This window comes from Qipengyuania soli (assembly GCF_015529805.1).
GTDB lineage: Bacteria > Pseudomonadota > Alphaproteobacteria > Sphingomonadales > Sphingomonadaceae > Qipengyuania > Qipengyuania soli.
On sequence record NZ_CP064654.1, the window covers coordinates 685217 to 701058 of the forward strand.

Below are 15842 nucleotides of genomic sequence, written 5' to 3' on the forward strand. Positions count from 1 at the left end.
AACAATCAATATGATGAGAACGACAAGGCATCCAATGCTCATGCTCCGGGGTCTGAATTTCGCCACGAAAGTCGATGCTCGCTCACTTCTGTCCACAATTAGGGCCCAATCTGGACGGAAAGCGACCTGTACTACTTCACCTGCGTAAGCGCGAAGAAAGTTGCGAACGCCAGCGTCGCCAACAAGGTGATTGCCAGCTTTCGCCAATCATCCCCCGCCGAGTGTAAGGTCTTAAAAATCCAGATCGGAAGAGCGAGTACCAGGAACCAGAGGATAGTCGGCCAGAGGTCGTCAAGCCGAAACAGGCTGACGCCATAGGACAGGCCGACAACGAGAGAAATCAGCGCCCACATTAGCGCGAATGGGAACAATGCCCACAAGCCGAGCCGCAATGCAGTCGCGACCCTAATTCGCTTGGCTCGGACAGGTGTCATCTCTCGCTTTCCTCATTGCGTGAACGGCGTTTTAGGACGAGCCCTGCAATCTCGATTGCGTTCAAGGCCAGCAAAAGGCCAAGGATTGGCAATGTCCATTCATCTGGGAAAACAGGGACAAGGTCTAGAGAGGTGGCGGCCCATAGAATGGCAATGGCAATCAGGCTCGCCGCCCAAAGAAAGATCGAATTGCGCGCGTCCCTACTCACGTTGACTTCGACCTTGATCCTTCTTGCCATGGACGCCTCGAACGGAAGTCAGCGGACATCGTGTCCATCAAGCCTTGTGCCCGGAGCCTTCCGTCGAAGGACGAAAGCTGCAATTGCGACCATCGAAAAACTGACACCAAGAGCAGACCAAGTGCCTGCGCCAAGTTCGCGGCATCCTATGTACACCACGCTTCCCAGCAGCGCGAAAAACAGGCTGCTGTACTTCCGGATTAACTGGAAAAGCACATGTTTTTCCTCATCTTTTCTGTTCTAAGGAAACTGTACCTAAAATCTAGCTAGGCAATCGGGTTGAGCACTGATTGTCTGCTCTTCGCATGCCTTATGCCCTGCAAACCGGTCACCAACTAGGTGGAATACTGCCACCCAAACTTTAGAAGGGATTTGCTCCTTCCGCTCGGAGTCGAGGTCTCAGGCGGCAACGCTAGATTGCGCCACGAAGTCGAGGATCATCTAGGTCGACGCACTCCCCTCGAACCCCGGCGACACCGAAAGCGCCCCCCTGATCAATCGTTTCGATCTCCAAGAATTTTTGCCCAAGCTTTTCACACTCAGCGATGGCAACTTCTCGACTCTTGCCTTGCGTGTAGGTTGCGCAGCCAGCAAGCGAATAAACCGAACCTGCAATCACAATTTTGACCCACAATTTCATGCGACACCTTTAAGATATGGCCACCTAGGTACTGTTGGCGAACGGCCAAATCTACATGGAATTCAATTATCTTCATAGTCGGAATTGCGTTCTTGCATCCTCTATCTCTTAGTGCGCACTTGCATGGAGGGGAAACGAGGGAAAAACTATCGTTGGCTGAAAGCCTGAAATCGGGTTGTTAGCCGACGGACCGCTTTCAGACAAAGCTCCGCCTCGCCCTGCCATGATGGCAGGCCAACTACCTCTGTCCTACTCGACATGCTCGCGATACCGAGTGTGCCATGGGAACTCGATCACTTCTCACGGCATCGGCCTTCTCGCGAGCCGAAAGTCACACTTCACCCCGCAAGGGTGACACTTCCGCCGCCAGAGTGACACTCGTCCCTATCTTTCCCAGGACCGTGTTCCATGTGTTCCATCCTGTGAGGTTCTCTCCCGCTCGCTCCAACATTCGTCCAACACTTCGCACTTGCGAAATGCGGACGCAGCGGCAAAGGCGTTGGCCATGAGCATGACCGATCTGATCGCCGCCGCACGCGTGTCCAAGGCCTGGCCGTTCCAGGAGGCGCAGAAGCTGCTCAAGCGCTATCCCGACGGCACGAAGCCGGACGGGTCGCCAGTCCTGTTCGAAACCGGATACGGTCCCTCGGGCCTGCCGCATATCGGCACGTTCCAGGAGGTGCTGCGCACCACGCTGGTTCGCCGCGCGTTCGAGGCGCTGATCGGGGCGAAGCCGGAAGACGGCAAGACGCGCCTCGTCGCCTTCAGCGACGACATGGACGGGCTGCGCAAGGTGCCCGACAATATCGAGAACAAGGCCGTGCTCGCCGCCAATCTCGGCAAGCCGCTGACGCGTATTCCCGACCCTTTCGGCACGCACGAGAGCTTCGCGCATCACAACAATGCGATGCTGCGTGCCTTCCTCGACCGGTTCGGCTTCGAATACGAGTTCGTGTCCTCGAGCGACGAGTACAATTCGGGCGCCTTCGACGAGGCACTGCGCCAGGTACTGCGCAAGAACCAGGCGATCCTCGACATCATGCTTCCGACGCTGCGCGAGGAGCGCCGCCAGACCTATTCGCCGATCCTGCCGGTCAGCCCCATCACGGGCGTCGTGCTGCAGGTCCCGGTCGAGGTCGTCGATGCCGAGGCGGGTATCGTCCGCTTTACCGACGCGGACGGCAGCGTGGTCGAACAGTCCGCGCTGGGTGGGCAGAGCAAGCTGCAGTGGAAGGTCGACTGGGCAATGCGCTGGTATGCGCTCGGCGTCGATTACGAGATGTGCGGCAAGGACCTGACCGACAGCGTCACCCAGTCGGGCAAGATCGTGCAGGTGCTAGGCGGCAGGAAGCCCGAGGGGCTGATCTACGAGCTCTTCCTCGACGAGAAGGGCGAGAAGATCTCCAAGTCCAAGGGCAACGGCCTGACGATCGAGGAATGGCTGACCTATGGCTCGGAAGAGAGCCTGGGCCTCTACATCTTCCCCAATCCCAAGAGCGCCAAGCAGCTCCACGTCGGGGTCATCCCGCGGGCGGTGGACGATTACTGGCAGTTCCGGTCGGCACTGCCGACGCAGGAGCTAGACAAGCAGCTGGGCAATCCGGCGTGGCACCTGTTGCGCGCCAATGGCGGCTACGAAGCTGAGGAAGCTCCGGGCGCGGGTGACAGCCTGCCGGTGACCTATGGCCTGCTGCTCAACCTTGCGAGCGTGCTGGGGACCGAGGCTACCGAAGAGAACCTGCGCGAATACCTCGAGACCTACATCGGTGCGGGCAAGGTTACGCCCGAGCTAGAGGTGCTGATCGGTACGGCGGTTGCCTACACCCGCGACTACATCGCGCCGACACTGTCCAAGCGCGCTCCGACTGCCAATGAGGCGGCGGCCTTGCAGGCGCTCGATGCGTATCTCGCCGCCGCTCCGGCTGATGCGAGTGCCGAGGACCTCCAGACCGAGGTGTACGAAATCGGCAAGCGCGAGGAGTACGGCTTCGAGAACCTGCGCGACTGGTTCAAGGCGCTCTATCAGACGCTGCTCGGCAGCGACCAGGGGCCGCGCATGGGCAGCTTCATCGCGCTCTACGGGATCGCGAACAGCCGCAAGCTGATCGCCGAGGCACTCTCGCGGGGCTGACGCCTCAGGTGTGCTTTCGCGTGCGGTACCATTTGGTCAGCACGTATTTCACGCCCTTGTCGACCGGCGTACCGGCATGGAGCGTATCCTCGTTGGGCACGCCCCCGGGCGTGGCATTGTTCCACACGAGCAGGACCCCCGGCTTGGGCTCGATGGATACCCCGACTTCGACGAAGTGGGTGTGCCCGCCTTCTTCGACCTCGTTGAGGAAGGCCATCGCGGTCCAGCAGCGCTGCCCGCCACGCTTGCGTTCCTGCTTCCAGTACTCCTGGTCGGTATAGAACCAGTCGTTGTGCGGCTTGAATTCCTGACCCGGCAAGTATCGCTGGCCCTGGATGTTCTCGCCGCAGATCGGATTCATGTCGAGCAGGTCGTCAATCCGCCGGGAGATCATCTTCACGAAGGGATCGTGCGGATTGAAGTTCCCCGAATACGAAGTGCGGAACTTGGCGATATAAGCCGTTTCGTGAAGCTGGCTCGGCTGGGCGACCTGGTCGATCATGCGGATCAGCCGCTGGCACTCCTCGGCGCTGAGAAAGTCGCCCACGGCGAAGATTTCCGCCTTGTCGGAGGGGATCTTGTAGGCATTGGGATCGGCTTCGAGGCGCTTGCGAACCTGTGCGCCGACGCGCTTCAGGGCATCCTGGTCGGGGATGATTGCAGTCTTGGTCATGGGGTCGTGTGTTAGCAAGCCACGCTGGCGCATCAAGCATATCGCTTGCCGGACGGCCAGTAAGCGCTAGTTTGTGCAGACGAACTTCGGGGAGTGAGACATGAACACCACTGCTGCGCGCCGCTATTCGATCGGCGCGATGATCTTTCACTGGCTCATCGCCATCCTTGTCATCATGAACTGGCGGATTGCCGAGACGGCGCACCACCTCAAGGGCGCGGACCAGATGGCAGTTTACGGTTACCACAAGGCGTGGGGGATGCTGATCCTGGCCCTGACGGTCGGTCGACTCCTGTGGCGCTGGACGCACCCAGTTCCCCCCCTGCCGGCAGACCTGAAGCCATGGGAAGCCAAGCTGGCGCGCGCAGTGCACATCATCTTCTACGTGCTGCTGATCGGACTTCCCATCGGCGGCTGGCTGGCCACATCCTTTGGTGCTCGCCCGATCGATTTCTTCGGCATGTTCACCATCCCGACGTTGCCGGTGGGCGAAAACAAGGAATTGAGCCACACGATCTTCGAAGCGCACGCAACCGGCGGGTCGATCTTCATCTACCTGATCGCGCTGCATATCCTTGGTGCGCTGAAGCATACCTTCTTCGACAAGAACGGGGGCATCTTCCGCATGTTGCCCTTCGGCAAGGTGCCGGGCTGAAACAAGCAAAAACCCCCGCCGATCTCTCGGCGGGGGTTCTCTTTCGCCTACCGGACCACTCTCAAGCCGGTGGACGTTAAGGCTTACCAGAAGAAGTCGTAGATCACGTCGACCACTTCGCCGCTGTAGATGTCGACCAGCAGGACATCGTCATAGTAACGGACCCAGCGGTAGGGACCGTAGACATCCGGCAAGCGATAGCGCCAGGGATCGTTGATCCAGTAACGGCTGCCGAAGAACACGTCTCCAAGATAGAAACCGATGCTCAGGCGGCGATAACGATAGTCCCGGTAGGGCGCGTAGTAGGTGCCCAGGCGGAAGATGCTGCGGTTGTGGCTGCGATAGCTGTACCAGTCGTAGCGGTGGTTATCGCGCCATACCCGGCGGTCCCAGCGATCATAGTCATGCCAGCGCCGTCCATCGTGATAACGGGCGCGACGGCTGTCGTCGCGTCGTCCATCGCGGTATCCGTCGCGTCGACCGTCACGGTAAGCATCACGACTGCCATCGCGATAGCCGTCCCGACGCCCGTCGCGATAGGTCGAGTCGCGGCGACCGTCCCGGTAGTCGCGATTGCGGCCTTCGGTCGATCCGAACACTCCCATGTCGCGCCCACGGCGATCTTCGACACGACGGTCATCACGGCGGTCTTCTGCGCGGCGTTCGATCACCCGGTCGCCCGATCGGCGATCGGAGCGATTCCAGTCGCGGCCGCTACGTTCCACGGCCACGTCCGAGCGACGATCCGAACGATTCCAGTCGCTGCCACGTCGTTCGTCGCCACGGTTCGGCTGCTGGACCACCGGAGCAGGAGCCTGCCTGCGCTGTTCGGTGCGAGGTGCTTCCTTGCGGTATTCCTGGCGCTGCTCGGCGCGTTCGACGCGCTGCTGCATGCGCTCGGCACGCTTGCCGCGGTCCCCGCCATCGCGGTTGCGCTCGGCGCGAGGTTCATTGCTGACCGAGGCTGCCTGGGCCTCGGTGGGAAGGGCGGTAAGCGCGGTGGCGGCTGCGAGAGCCCCCAGAGCACTACCCTTCAACAGATTGGTCAAAGTCATGGAGCGTGTCCTTTTTTCTCTCGTCCAGTGCCGCTCCACCACCGCGGCGCATTGTCGATGTGTCACTGTGTATCACAACGTCCTGACGTGAAACTGAACCGCTCTGTCACCCTTCTGTTCATGTTCGAGCACTTCGATATTAACAACTTCGTGATTGGAAAACAGTCGGGAGTAGCGCAAGGGATTGGCGTGCTAGATAGTCTGGACGCAATCCGCGAAGATGTTGCGCGCAGGTTTGCGCAGTCTGCGCATGACCGCCGATCGGCTTTCCACACGCCTGTGGTAGCCACTGCCGATGCGGATGCTCGCGTGATGGTATTGAGGTCCTTCGATGAAGCCAACTGGACCATGCGCTTTCACACCGACGCGCGTGCTCCCAAAGTATACACCATCGCACGCGACAGTCGGGTAGGTGTCACCGTCTACGACCGCGAAGCGAATCTCCAGGTCAGGGCGCGAGGAATAGGTCGCGTGGTCCTGAACGGACTTCTGGTCGATGCGGCGTGGGAGAGCAGCACGCGTTTTGCCCGTAGGTGCTACCTCGGGGCAGGACCGGGTGAATTGGCCGATAGCCCGACCAGTGGTCTGCCACCGCAATTCGAGGGGGCAGAACCGGGTTACGACGAACTCGCGCCGGCAAGGGAGAATTTTGCCGTGCTGCTGGTGGAAATCAGCGAATTCGACTGGTTCTCCCTCGCTCAAACGGGACACCGCCGCGCCGTAATCGCGCGCGAATCGGCACGCTGGATTACGCCGTGACGTGGTTCCGGTCGAAAACCACGGTTCGGTTACGTCCGCCACGCTTGGCAAAATAGAGTGCGCTGTCTGCGGCCTTGAGCAGGTCGGCTTCACTTGCACCCAGGCCCAATTCGGCAATCCCCGCGCTGATAGTTACCTTGTCCAGACCCTCGACCGACCATGCGCGGGTCTCGACATGCGAGCACAACTCCGCACAGCGGGGCTGAAGGTCACTTGCAGCAACGCCCCGAGCGACCACCAGAAATTCTTCACCACCGAACCGACCGACCGTACCCAGCCCACCGAACTGATCGGTCAGCAAAGTGCCCATTTCCTGAAGGATACGGTCGCCGGCTTCGTGGCCGAAACTGTCATTGATGGCCTTGAAATGATCGACGTCGATCATTGCGACGGTGAGGAGTTCATTGTGCCTGGCTGCATCGCGCACGGCATCGCCGAGGTCCGAAATGATCTTGCGACGGTTGGCGATGCCGGTGAGGTGGTCGGTCTCGGCCAGGAGCTTGACCTCCTTGGCCTCGCGCTCGGCCCTGCTGCGGGCAAGGGCAAGCTCGCGGATGGTTCTCGCGCGCTCGCTGATATCCATGATGGTCCCGAAGATGGCATAGTCTTCCGCGCGTGCCTGCGTTCCAAGTTCGCCGCGGCACTCGGTATCGAAAACCTGACCCTGGACGCCCGGAACACGTGCTTCGAACACGAAAGGTACTCCAGTCTGCAGCGACTGGTGCAGTATCCCCGCGACCCGGGCCTGGTCGTCAGCATGGAAGAGCGCGGCAATATCCGCGATTGATCGCGGCTCGGCTTCCTTGCCGAACAACCGGCGAGCTTCGCCCGAAAGATACACGCGTCCCTCGCTCGGCGAATAGCGCCAATGGCCGACCCGCGCGGCCTTCTCCGCGGCGGTCAGGAAGCGATTGCTCGACTCCAGCTCAAGCAAGTCACGCTGACGCTGCGCGAGGAGCAGACCGATGGGGAGTGCCGAAATCAGCAGGCCGAGGATGTAGACCTGCATGTAGAGCACCTGCTGGTGCTGTGTGGGGAAATAGCCGCTCACAGGCCCCGTATTGTAGATCGTGAGTACCGACCCGATGACGGCAACGACCATCAGCGCGAGCGATGTGCCACTGATCCCGAGGACGGCCGTTGCGATGGAAATGGCAATAAGGGGCAGGAAGAGGAGGGGTATCTCTGCTTGGCCGAAGGCGACGAAACTGGTCAGGGCGACAAGCAGCAAGACCCAGAATGCACGCAGGCTGTTAAGGCGCAGATAGCCATTGTCATGCTGGACAAGGAACAGGATGAATGGCGCGACGATCAGCATGCCCAGGCCCACTGTGCTCGCCCACGAACTCAGGAACCGGAGGTCGAGATTGGTAGACAGTAGCCCTGCGACGAGCGCGCTCAGGCAGCTTATTACGATGGCCGAAGCGGCGAACCTGATCAGGTTGAGAGGCTTTGCCAGTAGTTCGCCGCGACTCTTTTCTCCTCCCATTAGGAAGAAGACCGACCAACCCTCCGCGAGATTGGCGATAGTGTAGCCGAAACAGGCGAGGATCGGCACACCGCCGAGGTAATTGGCGAGCAGGCTGGCAAGGGCGACGCCCGCAGTGGTCGAGATGCGGCCCTGTCGTCCCAGGTGCATGAGCGAGGCGACGAAAATGCCGCTCGATGGCCATACGGCGGCAATGCCATCTTCGCCTTGCGTCAGGTCGAGCGCGACCATGGCGCATCCCAGCCACGCCAGACTGTACGCGACAGGCCAGACTATGTTTTCGCTTCTACCTGCAATCCCACGGTCCAAGGCATGTCCCCCTTGGGACGCGCCTTAGACCGGGAATATTGTCGGGGCAATTAACGCGTTAGCTTCTTGTAGGCGAGGCGGGTCGGACGATCGGCAGCGTCACCGAGGCGGCGTCTCTTGTCCTCTTCATAGGCTTCGAAGTTTCCTTCGAACCATTCGACATGGCTGTTGCCTTCGAATGCCAGGATGTGCGTCGCCAGGCGGTCGAGGAAGAAGCGGTCGTGGCTGATGACCACGGCGCAGCCAGCAAAGTTCTCGATCGCATCTTCCAGCGCTGCAAGGGTTTCGACGTCGAGGTCGTTGGTCGGCTCGTCCAGCAGCAGGACGTTGCCGCCGGCCTTGAGCATCTTGGCCATGTGGACGCGGTTGCGTTCACCACCCGACAGTTTGCCGACGTTCTTCTGCTGGTCCGCGCCCTTGAAGTTGAACGCGCCGACATAGGCGCGCGTGCTCATGTCCTGGCCATTGACTTTCATGTAGTCGAGGCCATCGGAAATCTCTTCCCAGACGTTGTGCTTGGGGTCGAGATGATCACGGCTCTGGTCGACATAGCCGAGGCGCACGGTCGAGCCGATCTCGATCGTGCCGCTGTCGGGTGTTTCCTTGCCCGTAAGAATCTTGAACAGCGTCGACTTGCCCGCGCCGTTCGGACCGATCACGCCGACAATACCGCCCGGGGGAAGGGTGAACGACAGGTCTTCGAACAGCAGCTTGTCGCCATAGGCCTTGGAAATGCCCTTGGCCTCGATGACCTTGCCGCCAAGACGCTCGGGCACCTGGATGACGATCTGGGCCTTGCCGACCTGCCGGTTGTCTTGGCTGTTCTGCAGTTCCTCGAACTTGCGGATACGCGCCTTGGACTTGGTCTGCCGTGCGGCCGGGGTCTGGCGGATCCACTCGAGCTCGCGCTGGAGGGCCTTTTGCTTGCCCGATTCCTCGCGGCTTTCCTGCTCGAGACGCTTCGCCTTCTTCTCTAGGTAGGTCGAGTAATTGCCTTCGTATGGATAGTACGACCCGCGGTCGAGTTCGAGGATCCAGCCGACGACGTTGTCGAGGAAGTAGCGGTCGTGGGTGATCATCAGCACCGCACCCGCGTATTCCTTGAGGTGGTTTTCGAGCCACTGGACGCTTTCGGCGTCGAGGTGGTTGGTCGGTTCGTCGAGCAGCAGGATGCTGGGCTTCTGGATCAGCAGGCGGGTCAGCGCGACGCGGCGCTTTTCACCACCCGACAGGTCCTTGACCGGCCAGTCGCCGGGAGGGCAGCGCAGCGCTTCCATCGCGACCTCGAGCTGGTTGTCGAGCGTCCAGCCGTCGACTGCATCGATCTTGTCCTGCAGCTCGCCCATTTCCGCGCCCAGCGCGTCGAAATCGGCATCGGGCTCGCACATCAGCGCGCTGATTTCGTTGAAGCGAGCGACGAGGTCGGCGGTTTCCTTGGCGCCTTCGCGGACGTTCTCTAGGACGGTCTTGGTCGGATCGAGCTCGGGTTCCTGCTCGAGATAGCCGACAGTGATGTTCTCTCCGGGCCAAGCTTCGCCGGTGAAGTCCTTGTCGATACCCGCCATGATCTTGATCAGCGTCGACTTGCCGGCACCGTTAGGACCGACGATGCCGATCTTCGCGCCCTGGTAGAACTGCAGGTTGATATTCGACAGCACCGGCTTCTGGGCGCCGGGGAAGGTCTTGGTCATGTCCTTCATGACATAGGCATATTGGGCGGCCATCAGGCGGATCCTTCGAAACAGAATGGGATGAGCGGGCGGAACGTGCCCGGCAGGTATGGGGCGCCAGATAATGACGCCGGGGCAAAGGGGCAAGCTCGGGATTGGCTTCGCATCTTCTTTCCCCTAGCCCCCCGCGCAATGGAAGAGGTCGAGTTCGAAGTTGTGGCGGGAACGCTTCCCACGGTCGCGATACTGTTCACCCACTTCGCGCCCTATCACATCGACCGGATCGAAGCGGCAGCCGCACGGCTCAAGGGCAGGGCGAGAGTGCTTGGCGTCGAGTGTGCAAGCGGCGAAGATACCTATTCGTGGGAGCCCAAACGCGAGACTTGCGAGGCGGACTACCTCACGTTGTTTCCGGGCCGGAAATACGAGGACATCGGAAGGCTCGAACGGCTGATCGCCTATGCGGAGAAGCTCCGGCATTGCGAATGGGTGCTCTCGGGCATCCCGTGGAGCGACGTGGACATAGTTGCCCTGTCATGGCGCAGGCGGGCGAAGGGGCGCAAGATGGTGGCGATGTCGTGCTCCAAGTTCGACGACAAGCCGCGCAACCTCGTACGCGAACAGGTGAAGTCGAAGCTCCTCCAGGGTTATTCCTCGGCAATCGTCGCCGGTCCGCGCCAGCGCGACTACCTGATGTTCCTCGGTTTCGACGAAGCTGATATCCTGCCGGGTTACAACACGCTTTCGGTGGAACGCGTCAGGCAGCAAGCCCCCTTCGAACCCGTCGCGTGGGCAGATCGCCCTTTCACCTATGTCGGGCGACTGGTCGGAAAGAAGAACCTGCCGACATTGCTGGAAGGATATCGGCGATATGCAGCGGCAGCGGGGAAGGGCGCGCGAAGGCTCATGCTTGTCGGCGACGGTCCTCTTCGCGGGGAACTTGAAACACTTGCGGAAACCCTCGGGATTGCGAATTGCGTCACCTTTGCCGGAGCGACCGACAGTGCAGGCGTGTCGGCGCAACTCAGCCGCGCTCTCGCGCTGTGCCTCGTCTCCACCGAAGAACAATGGGGCAATGTCGTGAACGAGGCCGTGGCCCTGGGCATCCCCTCGATAACTTCGCCCAACGTCGGTGCGGGTGACGCACTGGTCCGGAGCGGGGTGAGCGGGCATGTCGTCGAACCGGCCTCGCCCGAAAGTATCGCTCGGGCCATGGCAGCAACAGCTTCGAGCGAGGCCAACTGGGTTGAACTCAGCCGCGCCGCATCGGAACACACATGGCTCGCCGACGCGGCGCGATTTGCCGATGCCGTCGAGATGCTCGTGGACCCGGAAAACGGCCCAGCAGCGGACATCGAACGCTTTTGGCAGGAATGCGAAGTCGGTTGAGCGACTGATCGCTGGACACGGCAAGGTGAGCGCAATAGCACGCCTGCCATGACAAGGTCGCCACTCGCGCTCGCCGCGCTCTCGCTCGCCATCGCCACTCCCTCGAACGCGACCTCGCCGCCCAAATGGACGCTCGGCGACCAGGCGCAGAAGGCCCTCGAAGAGGACAAGACTGCGTGGGATTTTCTCGAGGGGATCACGACAGAGGTCGGACCGCGCATGGCTGGGACCGAGGCCGAGGCAAGGGGCCGTAGCTGGGCGGTCCAGTGGCTCACGCGCAATGGCTTCGCCAATGTGATCGAAGAGCCATACGACATGCAGACCTGGGTACGCGGAGAGGAAAAGGCGGAGGTCACCGTCCCCTATGCCCAGCCGATGCGCATTACGGCACTCGGGACGAGTGCCTCCACCGGACCCGACGGCATCGAGGCCGAAGTGGTATATTTCCCGACCTACGCGCACCTCCAGGCGGCGGAACCGGGCAGCCTGAACGGGAAGATCGCATTCATCAGCCATGACATGCGCCCGACGCAGGACGGCTCTGGCTATGGCTTCGCCGGACCCGCCCGCTGGACCGGTGCAGGCCTCGCCGCCAGCAAGGGTGCCATCGCCACGGTTATCCGCTCGATCGGGACCGAGAACCACCGCACGCCCCATACCGGCGGCACGACCTTCCCGGAAGGGGTCGCCGCGACCCCGGCCGGCGCATTGTCCAATCCCGATGCCGACAACCTCGAACGCATCTTCGCACGCCAGCCCAGGAGCGTGCGGATGAAGCTCGTCCTCACGCCGCGCGACCTTGGAACGACGAAGAGTGGGAATGTGACAGGCGAAATCGTCGGCCGCGACCCCTCGCTTCCGCCGGTCCTTCTCGCCTGCCATCTGGACAGCTGGGATCTCGGTACCGGGGCTATAGACGATGGTGCAGGCTGCGCCATCATCGCGGCTGCCGCCAAGCAGGTGGCGGCGCACGGCAAGCCGCTGCGCACCATCCGCGTGCTCTTCGCAGGGGCCGAGGAGACCGGGCTGTGGGGCTCCAAGGCTTATGCCGCGGCGCATAAGGATGAGCCCTTCTTGCTCGGGATTGAAAGCGACTTCGGGGCCGACCGCATCTGGCGGATCGACAGCAATTTCACGAAGACCGACGCCGACTTGTACGCGCAGCTTTCTGCGGCAGTAGCGCCTTTCGGTGTCGCCCCGTCCATGCAGCAGGCAGGGGGTGGAGCTGATCTCAATGTGGTGCGCGAGCAGAAGGGGGCACTGGTCGACCTGCAGCAGGACGGAACGCGCTATTTCGACCTGCATCACACTCCCGACGATACGCTGGACAAGGTCGATCCGGTGCAGCTTCGCCAGAATGTCGCTGTCTGGACTGCTGTTGTCGGCACGCTGGCCAACAGGGCAAACGGGATAAAACTGGCCGAATAGGACAGGTGCACGGTTGACGCGCAATTAACTATTCGCCGCTAGGCCAATCCGTATGGGACGGGCCTTCTAATCCATGCGCGAACAGATACTTGGGCTGATCACGCCGTTGATGGCGCTGATCTTTTTCAGCGTGTTCCTGCTGCTTTGGCGGCGGGGCAAGATGGGGTCCTACGTCCTTGCCTTTGCCGGGGCCTACCTGTTTTTTGGTCTCGGATTCGTCGCGACACACCTTCTCCCCGATACGGGCGCATTTTACGTCTTTCACCTCACCCAGCTATTCTACACCGCAGGCAGCGTGTGCGTGATCTGGGGCGCGACAAGGCGTGTGAACCAGCACGTCTCGCTGCCGGTCCTGGGTCTCGTCTATGTCCTGACAGCGTTGACGCTCGCGGTTGCCGTCGGAATGTCCGATGAGACGGGCCCCCGGCTCTATATCGTGAACACCGGATATGGAGTGATGTTCACAATCGGCACGATGGCGCTGCTGCAAGCTCCGCGGCGCTCAGCACTCGACAAACTCGTGACAGTCCTGTTCGCGATTTCCGCAGCGCAGTTCTTCATCCGTCCCGCGTTGACCCTGCTGATCGCGGGGGGCTCGGCTGCCAGCGATTATCGGGAATCCATCTACTATTCGGTGCTTAGCGTCGCAGTGACCATCCAATCGCTGGCGACGGCCGTATGCCTGATCTGGGCATGTGCGTGGGACCTGATCCAGGGCGAGCGCGAGCGAGCCCAGCGCGATGTGCTGACCGGCTTGCGTTCGCGCCGCGCATTCGAGCAGGACGCGCTCTCAACCATAGAGCGTGCCAAGCAGGAGGGCGTCCCGATAGCGATCGTCGTCGCCGACATCGACCATTTCAAGAGCGTCAACGACGTCTATGGCCACCAGGTCGGCGACAAGGCGATCGCCATTTTCGGTTCGGTGGTCGACGGCATGATCCGTCACAGCGACATCGCCGGACGCATCGGGGGTGAGGAATTCTGCATCATCGCGTGGAACTGTGATGCGGCAAGCGCCAAGACCATGGCCGATCGCATTCGTCGACGGTTCGCAGATACCCGGATTGCCGGAATGCCGGACGACACTCGCCTGACCGCAAGCTTTGGCGTCGCAGCGCGACGCGAGGGCGAAGGCTATGGCAAGTTGTTCGCGCGGGCCGATGCCGAGCTGTACCGCGCCAAGGAGAGCGGTCGCGACCGCGTTTGCCTGCCTGAGCGTGAGAACAATCTTGCCCGACTGCCGCTGGATCGCGAGGTCCGCACGGCCTCGGCCTAGCCTCGCAGCAACCTTGGCATCTGGGCCATTTGCAGGCCCGCCCTCAATACCAGGAACGCGACGAAGGACAGCCAGAGTCCGCTATTGCCAAACGGCCAGGTTAGCCAAAGCAGGACTGCATAGCCTGCTGCGGCACCTGCCATGCTGACCAGTAGGGCGCGGGTCCAGCTGGCGCCGACGAAGACCCCGTCGAATACGAAGCTTGCAATGCCTGCGAAGGGAATCGCAATCAGCCAAGGCAACATGGCGGATGCTTCGTGCGCTACAGCTCCTGTCGCGGCGAAGCTTTCGATTATTGTGCGACCGGCAAGAGCGAACAAGATCGCAAGCAGGCCGGCGACTGCGAAGCCGCGCCACAGGATCGCCCTGACGTAAGCGATGAATCCTTCGCGATCCTCGGCCCCCATGCGTTCGCCGTTGAGGACCTGCGCAGCATTCTCGAAGCCGTCGAGGAGAAGCGCGGAAAGGACGAAGAGCTGGTAGATGATGCCGTTGGCGGCGAGCACCACCGGCCCCCTTTCGGCCCCAAGTCGGGTGAGGGCGGCAAGCGCTACCATCAGCACCACCGTTCTCAGGAAGAGATCCCGGTTCACCGAGAGAAACGGGCGCAGCGCCGCCAGCGACAAGTGCGCGCGATCGGCGATAGCTTCACGCAGGTCCGCGGCATCGCGACGCCTCACGAGGAAGGCGCAGGCACCAAGCTTCGCGAATTCTGCGATGAAGCTCGACCAGCCAATGCCCGCAATGCCCCAGTCGAGGCCGAGCGCGAGCCACAGGCCAAGCGCAACATTCAGGGCATTGTAGGCAATTTCGATGACCAGGACCTCGCGCATGCGCCGACGACCGACAAGAAAGCCGACAAAAGCAAAATTCGCCATGACCGCGGGGGCGCTCCAGTAGCGGATATCGGCATATGTCCGGGCCGCGATGGCCACATCTCCGTCCGCTCCAAGAGCCCTGAGCATGAGGGGCAGCAGCACCGGTTTCGCGATCAGCAACACGATTGCGATGGCAAACCCGACCACCAGGCCGCGCAAAATGATTGCTGCCTGCTCGCGCTGGCCCAAGCGCGTGCCCGCTTGTGCGACCAGGCCGGTAGTCCCGGTCTTGAGGAAGTTCATCACGGTGAAGAGGACTGCGAAAAGCTTGGCCCCGACATCGACCGCACCTTGGGTCGCTGCATCGCCGAGCTGGCCGACGATCCACATGTCCCCGACGCCGATCAGCGCGGTCGCAACATTGGTAATCATTGCGGGGAGCGCGATGGCCCAGATCACTCGGGTATCGATGTTCGGTGTCGGGTTCGCGCGTCTGGAGTTCACGCAGTGCGTGTGCGGACTCAAGCCGGTCAGGGCAAGTGTCGAATGGCCCGGTGCGGGTCGCTCAGGCGGCCTTCGCCCGGGGGACGGGAATGATGTTGCCTATCCGGTCGACGACATCTTCCAGGCGCTCGCGATGGACGCAGTAGAACACCTGCTTCGCTTCCCGCTCGGCTTCGACGAGGTCCGCATCACGCAGGACGCGCAGCTGTTGCGACAATGCAGGTTGGGTAATACCTGTGGCCGCTTCGATCTCACCGACCGACAGGCGGTTCGATCCCAGTGTGCAGAGGATCTGGAGGCGCGAAGGATGCGCAAGTGCCTTCAATGCATCGATCGAAGGACAACGTTCGCCCAGTTTTGCTTGGCTCATGAC

Annotated in this window: 15 protein-coding genes; 6 read left to right on the forward strand and 9 right to left on the reverse strand. The window is 61.4% G+C overall.

Features of this window, described 5'->3' with window-relative positions; genetic code table 11:
• Positions 1 to 131: 131 nt before the first annotated feature.
• The 3 genes from IRL76_RS03440 to IRL76_RS03450 all read right to left on the reverse strand — a co-directional run bounded on the left by IRL76_RS03440 (position 132) and on the right by IRL76_RS03450 (position 1313).
• A complete protein-coding gene (locus tag IRL76_RS03440; RefSeq protein WP_200983195.1) occupies positions 132 to 353 on the reverse strand; it encodes a hypothetical protein in 222 nt (73 codons plus the stop codon).
• 77 nt (positions 354 to 430) lie between these two features.
• The gene (locus IRL76_RS03445) at positions 431 to 673 is read right to left on the reverse strand and encodes a hypothetical protein (RefSeq protein ID WP_200983197.1); all 243 of its coding nucleotides are present in this window, start codon (positions 671 to 673) and stop codon (positions 431 to 433) included.
• A gap of 412 nt (positions 674 to 1085) precedes the next feature.
• Positions 1086 to 1313 carry a hypothetical protein gene (locus tag IRL76_RS03450; protein WP_200983199.1) on the reverse strand — a complete coding sequence of 76 codons (228 nt, stop codon included), beginning with the start codon at positions 1311 to 1313 and terminating at the stop codon, positions 1086 to 1088.
• Positions 1314 to 1818: 505 nt separating this feature from the next.
• On the opposite strand from IRL76_RS03450, the gene IRL76_RS03455 reads away from it, so the two are divergent.
• A complete protein-coding gene (locus IRL76_RS03455; RefSeq protein WP_200983201.1) occupies positions 1819 to 3444 on the forward strand; it encodes a lysine--tRNA ligase in 1626 nt (541 codons plus the stop codon).
• A gap of 4 nt (positions 3445 to 3448) precedes the next feature.
• On the opposite strand, the gene IRL76_RS03460 is transcribed toward IRL76_RS03455, so the two are convergent.
• Positions 3449 to 4117, reverse strand: coding sequence for a prolyl hydroxylase family protein (locus tag IRL76_RS03460; RefSeq protein ID WP_200983203.1), 669 nt, complete (start codon positions 4115 to 4117; stop codon positions 3449 to 3451).
• A gap of 100 nt (positions 4118 to 4217) precedes the next feature.
• On the opposite strand from IRL76_RS03460, the gene IRL76_RS03465 reads away from it, so the two are divergent.
• Complete coding sequence (locus tag IRL76_RS03465; protein ID WP_200983205.1) at positions 4218 to 4772, forward strand: cytochrome b; 555 nt, start codon at positions 4218 to 4220, stop codon at positions 4770 to 4772.
• 83 nt (positions 4773 to 4855) lie between these two features.
• Here IRL76_RS03465 and IRL76_RS03470 read toward each other — a convergent pair whose 3' ends face one another.
• The gene (locus tag IRL76_RS03470; RefSeq protein WP_200983207.1) at positions 4856 to 5827 is read right to left on the reverse strand and encodes an RcnB family protein; all 972 of its coding nucleotides are present in this window, start codon (positions 5825 to 5827) and stop codon (positions 4856 to 4858) included.
• Positions 5828 to 5914: 87 nt separating this feature from the next.
• Here IRL76_RS03470 and IRL76_RS03475 point away from each other — a divergent pair, with 87 nt between their 5' ends.
• On the forward strand, positions 5915 to 6586 hold the full coding sequence (locus IRL76_RS03475) for a pyridoxamine 5'-phosphate oxidase family protein (RefSeq protein WP_246449961.1): 672 nt from the start codon (positions 5915 to 5917) through the stop codon (positions 6584 to 6586).
• On the opposite strand, the gene IRL76_RS03480 is transcribed toward IRL76_RS03475, so the two are convergent.
• Both IRL76_RS03480 and ettA read right to left on the reverse strand, forming a co-directional pair.
• Positions 6576 to 8384 carry a sensor domain-containing diguanylate cyclase gene (locus tag IRL76_RS03480; protein WP_343072319.1) on the reverse strand — a complete coding sequence of 603 codons (1809 nt, stop codon included), beginning with the start codon at positions 8382 to 8384 and terminating at the stop codon, positions 6576 to 6578. The two genes, IRL76_RS03475 and IRL76_RS03480, sit on opposite strands and share 11 nt — an antisense overlap.
• Positions 8385 to 8434: 50 nt before the next feature.
• Complete coding sequence (ettA, locus tag IRL76_RS03485) at positions 8435 to 10108, reverse strand: energy-dependent translational throttle protein EttA (RefSeq protein ID WP_200983211.1); 1674 nt, start codon at positions 10106 to 10108, stop codon at positions 8435 to 8437.
• A gap of 138 nt (positions 10109 to 10246) precedes the next feature.
• Here ettA and IRL76_RS03490 point away from each other — a divergent pair, with 138 nt between their 5' ends.
• From IRL76_RS03490 to IRL76_RS03500, 3 genes are all read left to right on the forward strand, one after another.
• Positions 10247 to 11443, forward strand: a complete 1197-nt coding sequence (locus IRL76_RS03490) for a glycosyltransferase (protein WP_200983213.1) — start codon at positions 10247 to 10249, stop codon at positions 11441 to 11443.
• Positions 11444 to 11491: 48 nt separating this feature from the next.
• Entirely contained in the window at positions 11492 to 12871 is a 1380-nt protein-coding gene (locus IRL76_RS03495; RefSeq protein ID WP_200983215.1) for a M20/M25/M40 family metallo-hydrolase, read from the forward strand.
• A gap of 73 nt (positions 12872 to 12944) precedes the next feature.
• Positions 12945 to 14147 carry a GGDEF domain-containing protein gene (locus IRL76_RS03500; RefSeq protein ID WP_200983238.1) on the forward strand — a complete coding sequence of 401 codons (1203 nt, stop codon included), beginning with the start codon at positions 12945 to 12947 and terminating at the stop codon, positions 14145 to 14147.
• On the opposite strand, the gene IRL76_RS03505 is transcribed toward IRL76_RS03500, so the two are convergent.
• Both IRL76_RS03505 and IRL76_RS03510 read right to left on the reverse strand, forming a co-directional pair.
• Positions 14144 to 15469 carry an MATE family efflux transporter gene (locus IRL76_RS03505; protein ID WP_200983239.1) on the reverse strand — a complete coding sequence of 442 codons (1326 nt, stop codon included), beginning with the start codon at positions 15467 to 15469 and terminating at the stop codon, positions 14144 to 14146. The two genes, IRL76_RS03500 and IRL76_RS03505, sit on opposite strands and share 4 nt — an antisense overlap.
• A 61-nt stretch (positions 15470 to 15530) precedes the next feature.
• Positions 15531 to 15839 carry an ArsR/SmtB family transcription factor gene (locus tag IRL76_RS03510; RefSeq protein WP_200983241.1) on the reverse strand — a complete coding sequence of 103 codons (309 nt, stop codon included), beginning with the start codon at positions 15837 to 15839 and terminating at the stop codon, positions 15531 to 15533.
• Between the last annotated feature and the right edge of the window lie 3 nt (positions 15840 to 15842).